Genomic DNA, 18,087 nt, shown 5'->3' with positions numbered 1-18,087 from the left:
TTAGCTTAGTTTTTCCGTTGTAACTATTTTTCCTCGTACTCGGGCAAAACTTTAGCTCAGTTTTTACCGTTGCAGCGCTTTTTCCTCGTCCTCGGGCAAAATTTTAGCTCAGTTTTTACCGTTGCAGCGCTTTTTCCTCGTCCTCGGGCAAAACTTTAGCTCAGTTTTTACCGTTGCAGCGCTTTTTCCTCGTCCTCAGGCAAAACTTTAGCTCAGTTTTTACCGCTGCAGCGCTTTTTCCTCGTACTCGGGCAAAACTTAGCTTAGTTTTTCCGTTGTAACTATTTTTCCTCGTACTCGGGCAAAACTTTAGCTCAGTTTTTACCGTTGCAGCGCTTTTTCCTCGTCCTCGGGCAAAATTTTAGCTCAGTTTTTACCGTTGCAGCGCTTTTTCCTCGTCCTCGGGCAAAACTTTAGCTCAGTTTTTACCGTTGCAGCGCTTTTTCCTCGTCCTCAGGCAAAACTTTAGCTTAGTTTTTACCGTTGTAACTATTTTTCCTCGTCCTCGGGCAAAACTTTAGTAGATCTCTTAGAAACAAATCATCATTGCACAATGACTTTGATTTTATTTAGTCTTACATCTAGCTCATCTAAAACCTGTCCCGAAATTGGAAGAAACGGCATATGGGACAATTCTCTTAAGGATTGATGTCCTAGGTTTTTCACCATTTCCTGAGGTAGTGCTGCAACGTGAGGTATAGCCTCCGCCAATACCGCTTTGACCACTTCATTTTCCAGCAATTCACCTAAAGGTATTTGTGTGCTGTAGTACTTAATATAGCTAACCTCCGGAGTATAGAAAAACTCCCACCTTCCACTGTGTAACTCTGCCAGGACTTTATTACCACTCTGGCTTGCTGTAATTTCCGCATCATTTAGATTGCTTCCATTCACGAACACATTTTCAAGCTTTGCCTCTGGCAACTCTACTGTAGCTGTAGCATTAAAAGGGATCACAAACTTAAACTTCAGCTGTCCCTCTTCCATCAGCTCCCACTGGCTTTCGTATAAACCGGCTGCAGAATCTAAACTTGCCTTCACATACTTCAATCGGTAATCCGGCTGTGGTGCTAACCTTACATGTCTAAAGCCAGGCTTCTCTTCTACCGGGTTAATTCCTGCTGCGTTTCGATACAACCATTCCACTATGGAGCCATACGAATAGTGATTTAAAGAATTCATGTCAGTCCCGCTGATTTTCCCGTCTGGCAATACAGAATTCCAACGTTCCCAAATCGTTGTCGCTCCCAGTGTTACGGCATATAACCAACTTGGATAATCCTTGTTTAGAAGCAATGTGTAAGCTAAATCATTATTTCCGTTCTCAGATAATGCTCTGCATAGATAAGGTGTACCGACAAAACCTGTCTTTAAATGATTCTTATCCTTCTTCAATTTTGCACGTAAATCATTTGCCGCTCTATCTCTATAATCTTCCGGTACTAGATCCATAAACAATGCCACAACTAAAGCTGTTTGAGTATTCAAGGCAAGTCGTCCAGTAGAAGTAAAGTATTCTGCCCTGATGGCCTCTTTAACATCATTTGCTAACGCCTCATATTCCTGTGCAATGTCCTCATCTCCAAGCACCCTTGCTGCCTTTGCAACAATCATAGCTGAGTAGCAATAATAAGCTGAGGAAATAAATGCTGTTTCTGTTCCACCCATAGGAGACTTTGGATCGTCCCCGTCTAATGCCAGCCAGTCACCAAAGTGGAAGCCAGTCGTCCAAAGCCTTTTACTGCCGGAAGCCTCATCCTCTCTTTTGATAAAATCAACCCAGCCCTTCATACTCTCAAACTGCTGCGCTAGAATTGCTTTATCCCCATTATGAAGGTAAGTCGTCCATGGAATGATGGTGGCTGCATCTCCCCATGCACTCGATCCGCCGCTTTTTACCGTTGTAACAGGGACTACCATTGGAACTTTACCATCTAATGCTGCCTGTTCCTGTGCGAGGTCATATCCGTATTTGCTAAAGAATGCATAGGTGTCCATATTAAAGTTAGCGGTACCTGAAAACACCTGCGCATCTCCGGTCCAGCCCATGCGCTCGTCACGCTGTGGGCAGTCTGTCGGAACATCTAAGAAATTGCCTTTTTGACCCCATAATGCGTTCAGGAATAATCTATTCACTAACGGATTGCTCGTTTCAATCTTCCCGATTTGGTCCATATCCGAATATAAAACACATCCAGTAAAATCATCCTTATTTACTTCTCCATCCCAGCCTGTTACTTTTACATATCTAAAGCCATAGAAAGTAAAGTGCGGCCTAACGATCGCTTCTTCTCCATTGGATATGTATCTGTGCTCAGCCTTTGCTGTCCTCAAATTTTCTTGATAGAAATTGCCTTCCTGCAAAAGTTCAGCATATTGGAGGACAATTTCTTTTCCTTTAGGTGCATTTGTTTTAAATTGAATCCAGCCCACCATGTTCTGGCCCATATCAAGAACGGTTTCCCCCGCAGGTGTTGTCATCACTTCAACCGGCGTCAACTCTTCTTTTACTATTACCGGCAAACTCAATCTTGCCTTTAGTTTGTCATAGCCCAAATCGATACCCTTAACATCATAACTAGACCCGTCAAGTATGTTTGCGTCAAATATTTCTCCATCATATATACCGCTAAACAAAATGTGGCTCTTTCGCGCTTTCCAGGAGTCATCTGAGTTTATAACCGTTGTTGTACTATCAGCATGGGTAATGACAATTTCACATAGAAGGGCAAATTGATCTCCATATATTTCATGCTGTCCGCCTTCAAAACCAAAACGGCCCTTATATAAGCCGTTGCCTAGATTAATCTCTACAGCGTTTTGTCCCGTTGTAAGCAACCCCGTAATATCATAAGACTGATACTGCAGCCATTTGTCATAGGCATTGAAATATGGAGTAAGATATTCATCCCCAGCCTTTTCGCCGTTGATCTCCATTTCATATAATCCTAAACCACAAACGTAAGCACGCGCAGAAACCACTTCCTTTGAAAGCTCAAAGTCCCTGCTTAATACCGGATGAACATCCTTTGTTAAATCTGGTGTAATCCACTTGGCTTCCCAAGGTTTGTCCAGTTTCGCTGTTTCAAACCATGCTGGTTCACTAGTCGTTTCTTCACCATTATCCGCCCATACTGTTACACGCCAAAAATAGCGCGTACAAGCTTCTAATGTAATAGGAAGTTCATATGCAAGACTGTCAATCTGTTCACTTTTGCCACTGTCAAAGACAATGTTCGTAAATGCTTCGTCAAGCGCTACTAGAATCTGAGCCGCTGTCTGTTTTAAAGCAGTTGTATCATAGGTAACAAAAGAAAGACGTGGTTTCCCTAAATCAAATCCCATTGGGTTTGTGATACGGTTTGTTTTCATACTTTTTATCTTCATCTTTTATTATTCCTCTCGTTTAAAAATAGCACCGATAGCAAGCTGGCACTTCATTCCAAATGAAGTGCCTCTATTCTTATAATCTAGTATCCCATTTGCCACAGAATGGGTCTACAGGATTCTTTCCTTTAAACTCTGATTTACCAAGGATTTTATCTACAATCGCCTCTACGACATATTCATTTGATGAGTAGGCATTAATGTAAGTCTTCACCCTCGGAACATCCTGCAGGTGGTACGGGTTAGCTACCGAAATAAATAATGTAGGAATGTCCTTAACAAACCAAGGAGCGTTTGCATTTAGTGGCTGCTGCCAGTTAATTCGAACCGTTGTTTGATTACTAGCTGTTTCCAGATTTGCAACGTAAATTACTAGGTCATATTTTGCTTTAAAGTCGTTGACACTCATAAACAATTCAGGGAAATTGACTTTTGTATTATCATAAACGTCTAATTCAAAGCCAGCCTTGGTTAGAGCTTCCTTAATGGATTCGGTTACTGAAGCACCTTCAGTAAGCCCACCTCCCACATCCCCAAGAATATTCAAACGGACTCGTTTAAATTTTTCCGGGCTAATGGGTAATAATTGCTGAGTATCCTTAACTAAAGTAACAGATTGATCCGCACATTCTTGTGCCCAGCCTTTATGCTCTTCTTGTTGGAGGACAGAAAGGGCATCCTCCGTTGGAACTAACGTACCGAGTTCCTTTTGTTCGTGCAGCCCAAGTGAAGCTTTCAATGCTAAAACTCTAGCAACTGCTTCTTCCACCCTTTCTATGGTTAAGATTCCTGTTTCAATACCCTTTAACATAAACTGATAATCTTCTTTAATATTACGGTTAAACAAGAACATGTCACAGCCTGAAGCGATCGCTTTTGGTACGGCAATTTCCCTGCGCTCTGCTGCTGTAAAACCAAGCATAGGTGTAGCATCTGTTACGATTAAACCATTAAAGCCTAATTTATCTCTTAATAATCCATTAAGTAATTCTGGCGCTAAGGTTGCAGGCATTATTTCTTCATCTTTAATTCCTGGAACGAGACTTCTAGAATACTCAGGAAGCGTGATATGTCCTGCCATAATTGACTTGGCTCCATCTTCGATCATTTCCTTGTAAACCATCCCAAAGGTCTGATCCCACTCTTCCGTTGATAACGTGTTAACTGAAGATAAAAGATGCTGGTCGCGGTCGTCTACACCATCACCAGGGAAGTGCTTTACGGATACAGCCACTCCACTTTCATGGATTCCCTTCATAAAAGCTTTAGACATGTTAGCAACTCTGATTGGGTCTGACCCATATGTTCTTACGTTTGTAATCGGGTTACGATAATTCATATCGATATCGACAACTGGCGCAAAGGCCCAATTGCAGCCTACTGCCCGGCCCTCACGTCCTGCAACAAGCCCTAGCTTATAGGCCATCTGTACATTGTCAGTCGCAGCAATTTGTAATGGTTTTCCGAAATAGGTCCCATCCGAAGCAATTCCATTCCCGCCTGCTTCCAAGTTAGCAGAAACTAGTAAAGGAATTGGGGATAGTTCTTGTAATAACCGATGGGTCTCCTGAATCTTCGCACCTGTATTTGGCCGGTACATCATACCGCCTGGGCTGAATTCCTTTATAAAAGTTTCTAAATCCTCTTTTTTATCCGAACTGCCGATTGGACAAAATAACTGCCCTACTTTTTCACGCAAGCTCAATGATTGGAGGGTTTTTTCTACCCATTCAATTGCCTTATCGTTAAGAAGAAAGGGTTTTTCTTTTAAGCCGGCTAGGTTTGTACTTAATTTATTCATCGTTTTCACTCCTAATCTAATAATTCTGCTATATTTATAGAGGTTAAATCTTGTAATCTAATATGGGCCTTTAAGCTGTTTGAAGCTGCCCCTACTGCAACAACCTTCATCCCAGCGGCAATCGCTGCATCGACACCTGCTTCAGCATCTTCCACTACGATGCAATTCTCCGGTTCCACCCCTAGTCTTTCTGCAGCTAACAGAAATACCTCCGGATCTGGTTTACTATTTTTTATGTCATTTCCATTAGCAACTGCATCGAAATTAGGAGCTAAACCAATTTTTTCTAAGATAAAAGGTGTATTTTTACTAGATGAACCGATTGCTACCTTTATATCCCTTGCTTTTAGGGCTAATAATAAATTAATAACTCCAGGTAAAATGTCGTTTGGCGACAAGTTGTTAAGCAGTTCTCGATAAATTACGTTTTTTCGCTCCGCTAGATCTAGCTTTTCGTTATCACCGTAATTTTTATCAGAATGACTTAGAATAATCTCGAGACTTTCCATTCGACTTACCCCTCGGAGTCTCTCATTTATTTCTCTATTAAAATAAATCCCTTCCTTGTCACTAATTTGTTTCCACGCTTGATAATGATATTCATCCGTAGATACAATCACTCCATCTAAATCAAAAATAACTGCTGATATTTTCATAGTTCCCATCCCTTTTATTAAATAAATACCCAATATTGCTTAATACTGAAAGCGTTTCCTATTATAGATTAATGATATTAAAAATTACGCCACATCGCTTTCCCCTTTTTGCCTGAAAACAGGACGATATTTGTTCTATTTAGAAATTGCTCGAGTTTAAAATAGAAAGAGATGTCAAAAAAGAGTCCCGTTTAACGAGGACTCCAACTTGGTTTCAGATTATTATTTGACTAGTTAACTTTTAAGATGAAAGAACGGGATCTGTTAATACATCACCCATTGTTGTATTTCGTTTTAATGATATATAACCTAAGAGCAGTTCTCATTCCCTTTTTTGACTATTAATAGGCTGATTTTTGTTTCATTTAAAGAGATTCGATTAGTGAATAGAAACACTATTTTTCATAGCTTTGTTTCCCTTTATTTCAAATGTGGTTTCTCTTATTCCTTCCGCTTTTGCTGAAACAACAGTTATTCCTTTTTCTTTTTCTCTTACAATGATTAATAATTGCCCATTATAGGCTTTCCGAGCATGTCCCTTGTATTTTTCCTCTGATACAGGATCTCCCGTGCCAATTGCGGTCAGTTCTCCTGCTCCATTAATTTCAACTTTTACGAAATGGTCAGCGTATGGAACAAGTAATCCATTTTTATCTCTAACGCTGCAAGTAATATATTTCAAATCATCTGTTGAATCTGAACTCCAATTCTCGGTTTCTACTTCCAACTGTAGACGATAAGGTGTATCACAAGTTTCTATAAGATCTGTCTCCGCCGCCATGCCATTTCTATAATTGACTGCTTCAATGACGCCGGGTGTATATTGCACATCAAAGCTTACCATTAGTTCCTCATTTACTGCTTTTTTTCCGATGCTGCGGCCGTTAATAATCAGTTCGACTTCGTCTGCATTACTGTAAATATCAACTCTAACTTTCTGCCCTTCATGTTCCGGAAAACTCCAGCTGTGAACAACATCACTCCATCCCCATGCTGACACAATTTCCTTTTTTCCAAAATGTTCTGGTTTTAATATGGCCAAATATGGTTCCGTGCTCTTGTTCCATAAGATCTTTCTATATTCACCTTGTGGACGGACGAAACCACAGATATCTAAATCACCGCAATTAGAAATATGCCAAGGATAATCACCAAATAGATTTCCTGTCTCATCATAAAAACTTCGGCCAATGCCTGATTCACCAAGATAGTCAATTGCTGTCCATGTAAAATCCCCAATGACATGAGGATTTTCTTCAACCTTTTTCCATACCGAAGCCATCATTTTCGGATACGATTCTGCTCCGCAAATCACCCTGTCTGGAAACTGTACTCCATCTTCTACATATCGGCTATCTAGATAGTTATAGCCAACAACATCCAAGTCTTTACAGAAAGGTTCGGTTATTTCTCCCCATTCTGCCGTTACTCGGTCACACTCTTTTAACAGTTCATGGACCTCCTGAGGCAGTTCTGAGAGATCGCCCGCACTGCCATTAAAAATATTCGCTAGTATACCGCCAAATTCTCCTGCGTCTAGAAAGATTGCATTCACACCATTTGTAACCGCCCTAGTTGGGTCAAGCTTTCTTACATGATCACAAAGTGCCTGTGAAATCTGTACCCCGCCAGAATTTCCGTCCCGTTCGCCAATTTCATTTCCTATGGACCACATAATAACGGAGGGGTGGTTCCTGTCCCTGTAAATAGTAGATTCGACATCCCGTTTCCACCAATCTTCAAAATATAGATGATAGTCATAGGAATTTTTCTTCTGGCGCCAGCAGTCAAATATTTCATCGATGACAAGCATTCCGTAATAATCGCATGCATCTAACAGAGCTCGTGAAGGCGGATTATGTGCTGTTCTGATCGCATTGTATCCAAGTTCTTTTAACAAGCGAATCTTGCGGTATTCTGCCACATCAAAAGCAGCTGCTCCTAAAGGTCCGTTATCATGGTGTATACAACCGCCTTTTAGTTTCATAGAAGTACTATTTAAGCAAAATCCATTCTTTGGGTCAAACGAAATAGAGCGAATTCCAAATGTTGTATCGGTCTCATCCAACACACATCCATTTTGTATAATCTTCGTTACAGCCTTATAAAGATATGGATGTTCAACAGACCATAATGCAGGTGTATTAATAGAGAGCTGCCTTTTGAAGGTTGTTTTTCCATTTCTTTTTGCTGTATCGCTATTCAAATCAGAAGTGATTTCATTACCGTTACGATCATAAATGGTAGTCAAGATTTCGATTGTCTCATCTTTGGTAAGAACATTAGTAACGGACGCCTCAAATTTCACAACAGCATTTTCTGCTGTTATATCCTCTGAAGTTATATATAGATCCCATGGGTCTATATATACTTTTTCTGCTGTAAGAAGTTGAACATGTCGATATAACCCAGAACCGCTATACCACCTAGAATTCGGCAATGCATTGTTATTAACAACAATTCTAAGCTTATTCTTCTCTCCAAACCGCATATAGGAGGTTAAATCAACCTTAAATTCTGTATAGCCATATGGATGCATTGCAGCCAAGTTACCATTGATGTAGACCTCTGCATTCATATACGCTCCTTCAACTAACAAGATATATACTTTGTTATCCCCATCGTCAGGTATCAAGATCTCCTTTTCGTAAGTTCCAATGCCTCCTGGAAAAAATCCTCCTGCTCCCCCTGAACTCTCCAATTCCGAACGTTCTAATGAAATGGAAAAATCATGTGGAAGGTTCACCACTTCTTTGTATCCTTTGCCCAGTTTATCCAAACCAGTGTTTCCTGTGGAATAACTGAAATTCCAGTTTAATTCCAAATTGAAATGTCTCATTTTAATTGCTCCTTACCCTTTTATCTCTTTATCTATAAAAATCTTATCACCTGCTTGATTTGTTTCACATAACATCAACGAACAATTTCATGTTGTTTTTGGTATACATCTTAAACAAAACATCCCTTTTCTTTTAATCTATTGGGTTGTAAGATATATTTATCATGTTGTTTTTGGAGATATAATAAGGGGACAGTAAAGGAGTTTACAAATTGAAAAAGTTTCAATTCAAATCTGATAGCTATACTCGTTATTTAGCGTCCGACTTAAAAGAAGGTATTTTATCCTGTGGATTTGTATCCCGCCACACGGATGAATTGCGAAAAGATATTAGTCATGACTATTACAGCTGTTTTGTTTTGTTACATGGTAATGGGAGCTATATCGATGAAACAGACAAAAGTTATCCTCTTGGTCCGAATACGTTTTGTCAAACAACTCCAGGAAACAAATACTCTATTTTCATAGAGACATCTGAGCCCTGGTATGAATTCCATCTAAATATCGGTGAAACCACGTATAACTCATTAGCTTCGTTAAATCTGATAAATATAGATAGTCCTGTTTTTTCCATACATTTAAAACCATATTTGGCTCAATGGTTCAGTGATCTATTAAACCAATTAAAAACAACCACAAATTCTGAGCTCCCAGAAGTCTTTTTTAATGCTCAAAAATTACTAATTAATATGCATAGAGAAAATATCAAAAATCCTGATAAGGACATTGAGTCTATTATTGCCGGAACGAAACAAATGCTATCCAGTCAATATAATGAAGATATATCACTAGAAGATATTGCCGCGTCATTCCATATAAGTTATGAAAAGCTAAGAAAATTATTTAAAGAGACCGTTGGGGTTTCGCCCATGCAGTTTCGACTAGAAACTAAATTTTATTATGCTGAACGCCTTCTTACAGAAGGGTATTCAGTTAAGAGTGTAGCGAGCCAGGTTGGTTATCATGACCCTTTCATTTTTTCAAGGCAGTTTAAGAAATATATGGGAAAATCACCAAGTCTTTTTAAAAATCGAGATAGCAAATTAAAGGAGTAGATTTTTTAAACATAAGGACAAAAAGAGCACCATTCACGGTGCTCTCTTCTATTAATGATTAAACACTATACTTAAACCAATTAAAAAAGGCAGGAGTCTTTGCATCACGGCCATTTCCTGTTGCATAAAGTCCAAAGAACACCCCTGTAAATCCACCCGCTACTTCGGTTGATAAAAGAGAACATTCTCCGGAACCAAGACTAATAGACTCTCCACCTGGCTTTTTGTAGCTAAATGAATACTTTTTGGCATCTGCATGAACTGAAAGAATAATAGCATCTTGTTCATAGTCATGCTCAGACTCTACTTTCCAAAGTGAACCGATCCTACGTCTTACAAAGACCTTTTTTACCCCTTCACGTATTCCTACCGCAATCTCATAATGAAACCGATCATTCATGAATACTGTCAGCCCAGCCTCTTCACCGTCTTCTTTTGGAGAAAATTCAAGAGAGGTTGAAACTTTGCAATCAAAATGCTGTTGTCTTCTGCCAACAAATGCCGGGGAATCCACGTCATTTAAACTAATGGAAGATCCATATAGGGTAAGGCAACTTGGTCGATCCGTTAAAGACCAGCTATCATTCATAGGATTTCGGAGGAAATTCCAAGAGAAATCTAAGGTATTTTGATTAAAATCATCCTTACCTATCCATTGCCTACTTTCCTCAATCTGGAGTGATTTTCCGTCCATTTCTAATTCAACCTGTGAAGCTATATAGGGCCAGCCAGCTTCATTCCATTCAACTGGTGCCAAAAAGGTCTCTCTCCCAAGATGATGATGCTTTCCGCTAAAAGGAATCGGTGCTGGTCGTATTCCTAGAAATACCGTCCACCAACTGCCATCTTTATATTGAACTAAATCAGCATGCCCAGTCGCTTGGATCGGGCTTGAACTGCTACGATGGGTAAGAATTGGATTATTTGGATGACTTTCAAAAGGACCAAATGGCTGTTCACTGCGAGCCATTGTCACCATATGCCCGTATTCCGTGCCGCCTTCAGCAATCATTAAGTAATAGTAGCCGTTTATTTTATAAAGATGTGGTCCTTCCGGATGAGCGCCGCCGGTCCCTTCCCATATCAATCTACGTTCAGAAAGCAGCATTCCGGTCTCAATTTCAATTTCGGCTTGATAAATACCCATAGGCTCCCCGCTAAAGATGTCTTGAGTGCCCGTTAAATAAACCTTTCCATCTTCATCAAACAATAGTGAAGGATCAATACCCGGCCATTCAAGCCAAACGGGATTAGACCAGGGACCTTCTGGTTTTTCCGACCAAACGAAAAAGTTCTTACCTATAGTAAGATTTGTAGTAATCATATAAAATCGGCCATTGTTGTATCTAATCGTAGGGGCAAAAATCCCCATGGAACTTTTAGCTTGATTGAGAGGCAATTGGCTTTCACGTGTTAAGCAGTGACCGATTTGTTCCCAATTTACAAGGTCCTTAGAATGGAAAATCGGAACACCCGGAAAATATTCAAAGGAGCTCGTGACTAAATAAAAATCTTCTCTTGCTCTACAAATGCTGGGATCTGGATGGAAGCCGCTAATAACCGGATTTTTATACTTCATTTTGGAACTTTCCTTCAACATTCAAAGCATTGTTTCTTGATATTTCACCTAGTACACGTCCGCTTTCTTTTACTGTTCTTTCTTGTGTATCACGGTTCACCGCAATGATGCCAAATTTCGGTTCATACCCAAACGTCCATTCATAGTTATCAAAGGTTGACCAATAAAGATAACCTAAGACTTGTATCCCGTCCTCCATACAAGAATGCAATCCTTTAAGGCCTCGTTCGATAAATTCAACTCTGCGGCTGTCATCATTTGCGGCAATCCCATGCTCTGTCACCATTACAGGAATGTCTAGCTCTTTCGCAATATTCCGAATCGTACCTGCCAAGGCTTCCGGGTAGTACTCATAACCCATTGCGGTAACTTCCGCTCCTTCTGCAACTGGAACTTGTCCTTTTGGACCATAGATTTCACGGGTATAGTTCTGTACTCCGATAAAATCATCTCCTGCAATAGCAGATATAAATTGTCCAAAATAGTCATGCCATACTTTTGCAGCCTGCTCTTCCCCACCCTCAATTGCTTGTATTTCCGGCAATGCCAAGGAAAGTCCTACCTTCGTGGATGGGTTGATTTTCTTCATAACGGCACGAGCTTTACGGTGTGCATCTTTGACAATTTCTAAAGACACTTCGTCAGAAGCCATATGGAAAGTGAAATATTGGTCAACGGTTGTCCCGCATTTTTGGGCTGCAGATTCACGCCAGCCTGGTGCGGTCCATGACTTAGCATCCATTCCAACTGGAGGCATAAAGTCTAGATTAATAAACAATTCTTTTAACATCACCGGTAAATTCACTTCATTAATCGTTAACACATAAGGGATATCCCGCCCCATCTCCTTGAACACAACCTCGCAATAAGTTGCAAAAAGTTCCGCTGTTTTAGGATTTTTCCAGCCGCCGATCTTCATCAGCCACTGTGGAGAGGTAAAATGCATCATGGTCACAACTGGTGTGATCTTGTTGTCATAACATACTTTAATGACGTCACGGTAATGGTTCAATTCCACTTGTGAAAATACACCTTGTTCTGGCTCAATTCTCGACCACTCGATTGAAAAACGGTAACTGTTCAGCCCAAGACTGGCCATGAGTTCAATATCCTGTTTGTATCGATTATAGTGATCGACCGCGTCACCGGAATAATCCCTATATGGTGACCCTTCTGAATACTCTTCAGCCCACATGTCAGATTTATTATTGTTACCTTCTACCTGGTAGGCAGAAGTTGCCGTTCCCCAAAGGAATGATTTAGGAAAATTATATTTCATAATAAGATACCTCCTAGTTTTTATAAGGCTCTACTTAGATTCTATCAAACGCTTTCTATATAGATAATGTTAAAACACAAGGAGTTGATTGCTCGAATCATAGGTTTTATTTTTTATATCTTTTCTGGTAATTTAAACAGTTTTATGGATTAACATCGAGGGCTTTTTAGATTACAATTAGTTAACTCATTACTCGAATCGAAAAAAGGTGAAGATATTTGGAACGAATAAATCTTGAAAGCTACCTGAAATCATTACATTTTGAAGTTAATGTGGAAAAAGTTTTAAAGGAGCATAAACCATCCTTAATGACTGTAGACGAGGAGGAGGTTTTTCTCTTTAGTAAAGGATTTGATATAAACGATTCACCCATTGATGAGAATATCTCTATATCGCAGCAGCCGTTTGACTCAGTTATTCCTCTTCATATACATGATTATATTGAAATGATGTTTGTCTATAGGGGAACGTGTACCGTTACGGTAAATAGAAAAAGGATTAGTTTAAGACAAGGAGAATTGATACTAATTAACAAAGAAACTCCCCATAGCGTGGGAGCAACTACAAAGCAGGATATCATTATTAATATGATTTTGAAGCAGGACTATCTTTCCCCTAGTTTTCTTAGCCGATTATCTCGAAAAAGCATCATCTCTCAATTTATGATTGGATCGCTTGTTAGCAGTCGGAAACAAAATCACTTCCTCATATTTAGAACCGGGGAACAATCAAAAGTAATGGAAATCATGGAAAATATTATGTGTGAGTTTTTCGACCGGGACTTCTGTTCCTCAGAAATTATCGATTCCTATTTGGTCGTCTTGTTTTCAACACTTATACGTAATAATAAAATTATAAACGAGGCTCCGAACAATCATAAAGATGAATCTATATTAGATTATTTGAAGTATATTGAGGATCATTACAGGGACTGTTCCCTCGTTGAGATGGGTCAGACTTTCGGCTTCCATCCAAGTTACCTTTCCACTCTGCTCAAAAAAAGTACAGGAAATTCTTTTAAAGAACTTTTGCAAATTCAACGGCTCAACCAGGCTGCTTTGTTGTTGGTTCATTCAGATCTTCCCATTCCAGAAATTGCAGAAGAAGTGGGGTATTCAAGCGTAACATTCTTTTATAAAAAGTTTAAAGAACTGTTTAATGAGACACCTCACAATTACAAGGGAAAACATAAACCATGACAAAGACCATCCATTAGGATGGTCTAAATTATTATCTAATTAAAATGTTTTTTCAACCAATTGTCAGCTAGTTCAAACCAGACCTTGCATTCATGATTAATATGACTTGGTTCCCCGGCAGTAGTTTCGTCACATAAAGATAAGCCATGGACACCACTTTCAAAAACGTGTAATTCATATGGAACTTTTTTCTTTGCTAATTCCAACGCAAATTTTAAGGAGTTTTCTGCGTATACGAGATCGTCATCGGCAGTATGCCAGATAAATGTCGGCGGTGTTTGGGAGGATACATGGTTCACTGGACTAACCTCTTGAAGTTGTTCCAGACTTGGGTTTGGCACACCAAACACAGCTTTATTCGCTAATTGAAAGAATCCTTTATTTAACTCGTTAGCCTCTGTTTCAACTTTTTCCTTCATTAATTGGTAATCTAGTAAAGGATATCCAAGAATGAGTGCATTAGGCTTGAAAAGCTCTTGATCACTCTCAAACTTTTCACTTAGTAAACTACTGTTCCACTGGACTCCCAAGCTCGCCGATAAATTAGCACCTGCTGAAAAACCGCATACGGCAATTTTGTTTGTGTCTACCAACCACTCCGAAGCATTTTCACGTATCACTAGCATCGCCTTTGCTAAGTCGAATAATGGCTGGGGATAACCAGAATGCTCATTAGGAGCAGGGAGGTTATTAAAATCTTGAACCCACTCCTTAAAATAGGTTGTGTAGCGAAGGACAAAGGTATGATACCCAAGAGATGCAAAACGAAGGGCTACTGGTTCAGCCTCTCGATCAGATGTGCCTAAATAACCGCCGCCTGGGCAAATCACAACAGCAGGACGCTGCAGATCCTTTTGAAATTCCATCGAGTTATGAAGAATATAAGTATGTAATGTTACATCATCACGGTCTTCCCAAAGTTGAATTTTTTCAATTTTCATCGTAAATTCGCTCTCCTTCAAGGTTCAAAGGGTCCAGCTTCAAACGGACCCTTCACCTCACACATTTGTTATGCTAATTTTTTTAATACAGGTTCCTCATCCTCTGTTTTTCCTTTAATAGGAGACCCTACTTCCGGAATAGGAATTACTGAAAGGGCAGAAAGAAGCTAAGCCCGCAAAGGCTTTTCCCAATCGTTACTGGAACCGCTTCCTATGAAATAAATTATATAGGGGAGAAACCCTTTTCACTATCCGATTTTTGTTCAAAGGAGGTCCGTAAATTGTCCTTTCTATTTTTTCTGGTTCGCTTTTCTCGACACCTTGCAACAAATTTAGGCAGGTGTTACCCTGCCTATATAGTCCTTTTAGGTATTATTTCAATGAGTTGTACCTCATGCGGCTGAAGTGTCGCACCTAAGATAACCACACCTTCCGATCTTACTTCACTTATATGTTTCTTAGGGATACTGGAATAGCTTAAATATTTGACTTCATCATCACTTAAATATTCTGGAGCACCCATTTCGACCCATTTATCAAAAGCACTTCCATTTTCACGGTTTAATTGATGTTGTTTAATTTGATATATTCCATTAGCTAAACCAGTCAAAGTCAATTTCATCCGTACATCACCCCGATCAAGAAACACGTTATACCGATTATCCCTATCAATATTCGCATGCTGATTCATACAATACAGTCGATCATAATGACAGTAATGATAAAGAATGACTTGATATCCCCGAGAATTCTTTGTCACATAGTACCCTTCTCCAGCATCAACGAACTGATCTCCTAATTTTCCTAGGAACTCATAGGCAAAAAAAGCTGGTTTAGGGATATTGTTGTTTGTGATTAAACCAAGGCCCCCATGGAAAGTTTGACTGGCTGCTCTTTGTTCTTCAATCAGATCAGACACAGTCCAATAGCCAAAACTTCCGATTGAATCCATATTTTCAAGAATGTTTTTTACAATGTAAGCCGCTTTAAAACTTGTATCATTGGTTAAATCTCTATGAAACGCTGTTGAATTCCATTCAGTTAAATGGACTTCAATATCACCCAAGCTTTTACCGGCAAGAATTTGTTTCAGAGTATCAATCTTATCTTTCAAAAAGTCTCCATTTCTTGAAATATAGCCGAATTCAAACGAACTTTCATCCAATAGTTTCTTTTTCTTGTTGATCTCCATCTCTTCGTGTGAATAAGAGTGAAACGAAATAAAATCAGGAACACAGTTTCCCCTTATACAAAAATCAAGAAACAGCTGAAGTGAATCGCTGTTTTTTATCGTAACAATACTCGGTCCCCCGACTTTATAATCTGAGTTTAGCTGTTTAATGGTTTCATATGTGTTCTTATAAAGCTGACAATAATCCTCAAATGTTCCTCTCCAGAACACATGGAAATCTGGTTCATTCCAAACCTCAAAATACCAGTTAAGAACCTCTTCTACACCATATTTGTTTTCATAGTGGACGATAAAATTTTTGATCAGCAGGCTCCATTTTTCCAAATCCTTCGGTTTACTAATAATACTCTTTTTATAAAATACCGTTTCATTTGGGGACTCTGCTAATTCCTCAGGCATAAAACCAAGTTCCACAAAAGGCTTTACATCAATCCTTTTCAAAAAATTAAAAAGCTTATCAGTATAAAGAAAATTAAATTCTGGTTCTCCTGATTCATTTTCGCCGTACAGCATCATCTCATCATCAAAGATCCCATGGAAACGAAGATATTGAAAATTGGTAGCCTCTTTTACTCTTTTCAGCTGTTCTTGTACCTCCTCATAGAGACACTCTTTTGCCTTACCGATTGTCATAAGTTTTTTCCAATTATGGTCCAGCTTTGATGATTTATTCTGAATATTAATGGAATAATTCTTCTTAGTTATCGCCTTGTTTTCCACATTTATTGCTTTACCCTCTTCAGGTAAAAAAGAAAATAGTTTTGAGAAGGCTTGAGTTTTATCAATTTCAACATAGTTAGCTAGCGTTACCTTGTTGCTTTCATTTCTCCTTGGCCCCTGTTCAACCGCTTTCCGATACTCACTTGGAGTTTGCTGGTAAAACTCTTTAAATGCCCGATTAAAGGCTTTTACACTGGTAAAGCCGTTGTCAAGAGCAATCTGTGTTAACGGGATATCTGTGAAAACAATATCCTTTACCGCATGATCGAGCCTGATGCTATCCACATATTTAGAGAATGGCATCCCTAAATGTTTTTGGATGAACTTTGATAAATAGTGAACTGACAAGAATTCAATTTGTGACAATTCATTTAATGTGATCTGCCGCCTGAAATTGTCTTTTACATAATTGGTGATTCTAAGCAGGCGTTCGATATGTTTCTGGCTGGAAATCTTGTTTTCCTGTCTTTCTTCTTCCTTAAAATTTTTAATTAATAGGTAGACCAATTGGAAATAACGCGATTTAATTTGGAGTTCGTAAGCCTCTGCTTCCTTATTCACTACCCACATCATCTGTGCTAGTAATGCTCTTAATTCATTAAATTCTTCTTGTTGGTTTTCATCATATAAAAAGGATTTACATGAAAATAGATAGGATTCAACGTCTTTCATATTTTCTTTCAGTTCCGGGATTGGAACTTGAATGGCCAGTAATAAATTATCCTCTAGGTATTGAATCGAGTGGATGTCATTTGCGTTAATGAGAAAAACATCTTTTTCATTTAATTCAAACCACTTATCATTAACCGAGACATTCACTTTTCCCTTGAGTACAAAAATAATTTCAATACTGTCATGCCAATGATTTGTTACGTAATCTACACTATGTAAAAAGATATGGATGGGCAGATTTCGATTTGTTTCAATAATTTCATATGTAAAATTCATATTTACCACCTTATGAAACCTAGTAATTTTGGATTTCTTATCAGTATACCTCTAAGCACTTAAAGAATATATTACAATTTATTGAAAGGCTGTGTTAAACAATTCTGTTGATTTGCACTCCAGGCACTTCGCTTTCCGCGGGCGGCCGGTGAGCCTCCTCGTCGCTTCGCGGAGGGCACTGAAAAAGTCCTTTGTTTTGAGGCAGTTGAAGGTTGATTTTATCAACCCTTCAACTGCTTTTTATTTTATAATTAAGGTAACAAGACTTTAAAGGTGGTACCGAAATGATTTCCTTTCAAGATTCATTCAATCTTAGCCCATATATAGGAATTTATGATCTCATTGTTCCAAAAGATAATATGCTTCGCCAAATTAAAGAACTAGTCGACTTTTCATTCATAATTGAAGAATTAAAAGATAAATATTGTCTGGATAACGGTCGCAATGCCGTGCCACCAATTCGAATGCAATGCCGTGCCACCAATTCGAAT

11 protein-coding genes are annotated in these 18,087 nt (G+C 39.0%); 3 read left to right on the top strand and 8 right to left on the bottom strand.

What is annotated here, in order from left to right; genetic code table 11:
• Window positions 1–543: 543 nt before the first annotated feature.
• From BTR25_RS25420 to BTR25_RS25405, 4 genes are all read right to left on the bottom strand, one after another.
• On the bottom strand, window positions 544–3,387 hold the full coding sequence (locus tag BTR25_RS25420; protein WP_075690765.1) for an alpha-L-rhamnosidase: 2,844 nt from the start codon (window positions 3,385–3,387) through the stop codon (window positions 544–546).
• Between the two features lie 76 nt (window positions 3,388–3,463).
• On the bottom strand, window positions 3,464–5,188 hold the full coding sequence (locus BTR25_RS25415) for a glycoside hydrolase family 3 protein (protein WP_075690764.1): 1,725 nt from the start codon (window positions 5,186–5,188) through the stop codon (window positions 3,464–3,466).
• Window positions 5,189–5,199: 11 nt separating this feature from the next.
• The gene (pgmB, locus tag BTR25_RS25410; protein ID WP_075690763.1) at window positions 5,200–5,844 is read right to left on the bottom strand and encodes a beta-phosphoglucomutase; all 645 of its coding nucleotides are present in this window, start codon (window positions 5,842–5,844) and stop codon (window positions 5,200–5,202) included.
• A gap of 379 nt (window positions 5,845–6,223) precedes the next feature.
• On the bottom strand, window positions 6,224–8,683 hold the full coding sequence (locus tag BTR25_RS25405; RefSeq protein ID WP_075690762.1) for a glycoside hydrolase family 2 TIM barrel-domain containing protein: 2,460 nt from the start codon (window positions 8,681–8,683) through the stop codon (window positions 6,224–6,226).
• Between the two features lie 212 nt (window positions 8,684–8,895).
• On the opposite strand from BTR25_RS25405, the gene BTR25_RS25400 reads away from it, so the two are divergent.
• On the top strand, window positions 8,896–9,738 hold the full coding sequence (locus tag BTR25_RS25400) for a helix-turn-helix domain-containing protein (RefSeq protein ID WP_075690761.1): 843 nt from the start codon (window positions 8,896–8,898) through the stop codon (window positions 9,736–9,738).
• A gap of 58 nt (window positions 9,739–9,796) precedes the next feature.
• Here the strand turns inward: BTR25_RS25400 and BTR25_RS25395 are convergent, their stop codons facing one another.
• Both BTR25_RS25395 and BTR25_RS25390 read right to left on the bottom strand, forming a co-directional pair.
• Window positions 9,797–11,317: a glycoside hydrolase family 43 protein gene (locus tag BTR25_RS25395; protein ID WP_075690760.1), complete on the bottom strand. Its 1,521-nt coding sequence runs from the start codon at window positions 11,315–11,317 to the stop codon at window positions 9,797–9,799.
• Window positions 11,307–12,596: a glycoside hydrolase family 1 protein gene (locus BTR25_RS25390; RefSeq protein ID WP_075690759.1), complete on the bottom strand. Its 1,290-nt coding sequence runs from the start codon at window positions 12,594–12,596 to the stop codon at window positions 11,307–11,309. The genes BTR25_RS25395 and BTR25_RS25390 overlap by 11 nt, the downstream gene beginning before the upstream one ends.
• A 218-nt stretch (window positions 12,597–12,814) precedes the next feature.
• Here BTR25_RS25390 and BTR25_RS25385 point away from each other — a divergent pair, with 218 nt between their 5' ends.
• Window positions 12,815–13,795 carry an AraC family transcriptional regulator gene (locus BTR25_RS25385; protein WP_075690758.1) on the top strand — a complete coding sequence of 327 codons (981 nt, stop codon included), beginning with the start codon at window positions 12,815–12,817 and terminating at the stop codon, window positions 13,793–13,795.
• 35 nt (window positions 13,796–13,830) lie between these two features.
• Here BTR25_RS25385 and BTR25_RS25380 read toward each other — a convergent pair whose 3' ends face one another.
• On the bottom strand, window positions 13,831–14,736 hold the full coding sequence (locus tag BTR25_RS25380) for an alpha/beta hydrolase (RefSeq protein WP_075690757.1): 906 nt from the start codon (window positions 14,734–14,736) through the stop codon (window positions 13,831–13,833).
• Between the two features lie 352 nt (window positions 14,737–15,088).
• The gene (locus BTR25_RS25375) at window positions 15,089–17,596 is read right to left on the bottom strand and encodes a GH39 family glycosyl hydrolase (RefSeq protein WP_075690756.1); all 2,508 of its coding nucleotides are present in this window, start codon (window positions 17,594–17,596) and stop codon (window positions 15,089–15,091) included.
• 284 nt (window positions 17,597–17,880) lie between these two features.
• Between BTR25_RS25375 and BTR25_RS25370 the strand changes: the two genes are divergently transcribed.
• Window positions 17,881–18,087: transposase (locus tag BTR25_RS25370; protein ID WP_483295288.1), on the top strand; the 207-nt coding region annotated here is incomplete at its 3' end.

It is taken from the genome of Bacillus sp. MRMR6, assembly GCF_001940785.1.
Classification (GTDB): domain Bacteria; phylum Bacillota; class Bacilli; order Bacillales; family Cytobacillaceae; genus Neobacillus.
The sequence above is the reverse complement of the archived record's forward strand: the minus strand, read 5'-3'. Positions and strand labels throughout refer to the sequence as shown.

Excerpts from the sequence above, each read along its gene's own strand:
- BTR25_RS25390 (WP_075690759.1), bottom strand. The coding sequence starts at position 12,596 with ATGAAATATAATTTTCCTAAATCATTCCTTTGGGGAACGGCAACTTCT.
- BTR25_RS25380 (WP_075690757.1), bottom strand. The coding sequence starts at position 14,736 with ATGAAAATTGAAAAAATTCAACTTTGGGAAGACCGTGATGATGTAACA.
- BTR25_RS25395 (WP_075690760.1), bottom strand. The coding sequence starts at position 11,317 with ATGAAGTATAAAAATCCGGTTATTAGCGGCTTCCATCCAGATCCCAGC.
- pgmB (WP_075690763.1), bottom strand. The coding sequence starts at position 5,844 with ATGAAAATATCAGCAGTTATTTTTGATTTAGATGGAGTGATTGTATCT.
- BTR25_RS25420 (WP_075690765.1), bottom strand. The coding sequence starts at position 3,387 with ATGAAGATAAAAAGTATGAAAACAAACCGTATCACAAACCCAATGGGA.
- BTR25_RS25415 (WP_075690764.1), bottom strand. The coding sequence starts at position 5,188 with ATGAATAAATTAAGTACAAACCTAGCCGGCTTAAAAGAAAAACCCTTT.
- BTR25_RS25375 (WP_075690756.1), bottom strand. The coding sequence starts at position 17,596 with ATGAATTTTACATATGAAATTATTGAAACAAATCGAAATCTGCCCATC.
- BTR25_RS25405 (WP_075690762.1), bottom strand. The coding sequence starts at position 8,683 with ATGAGACATTTCAATTTGGAATTAAACTGGAATTTCAGTTATTCCACA.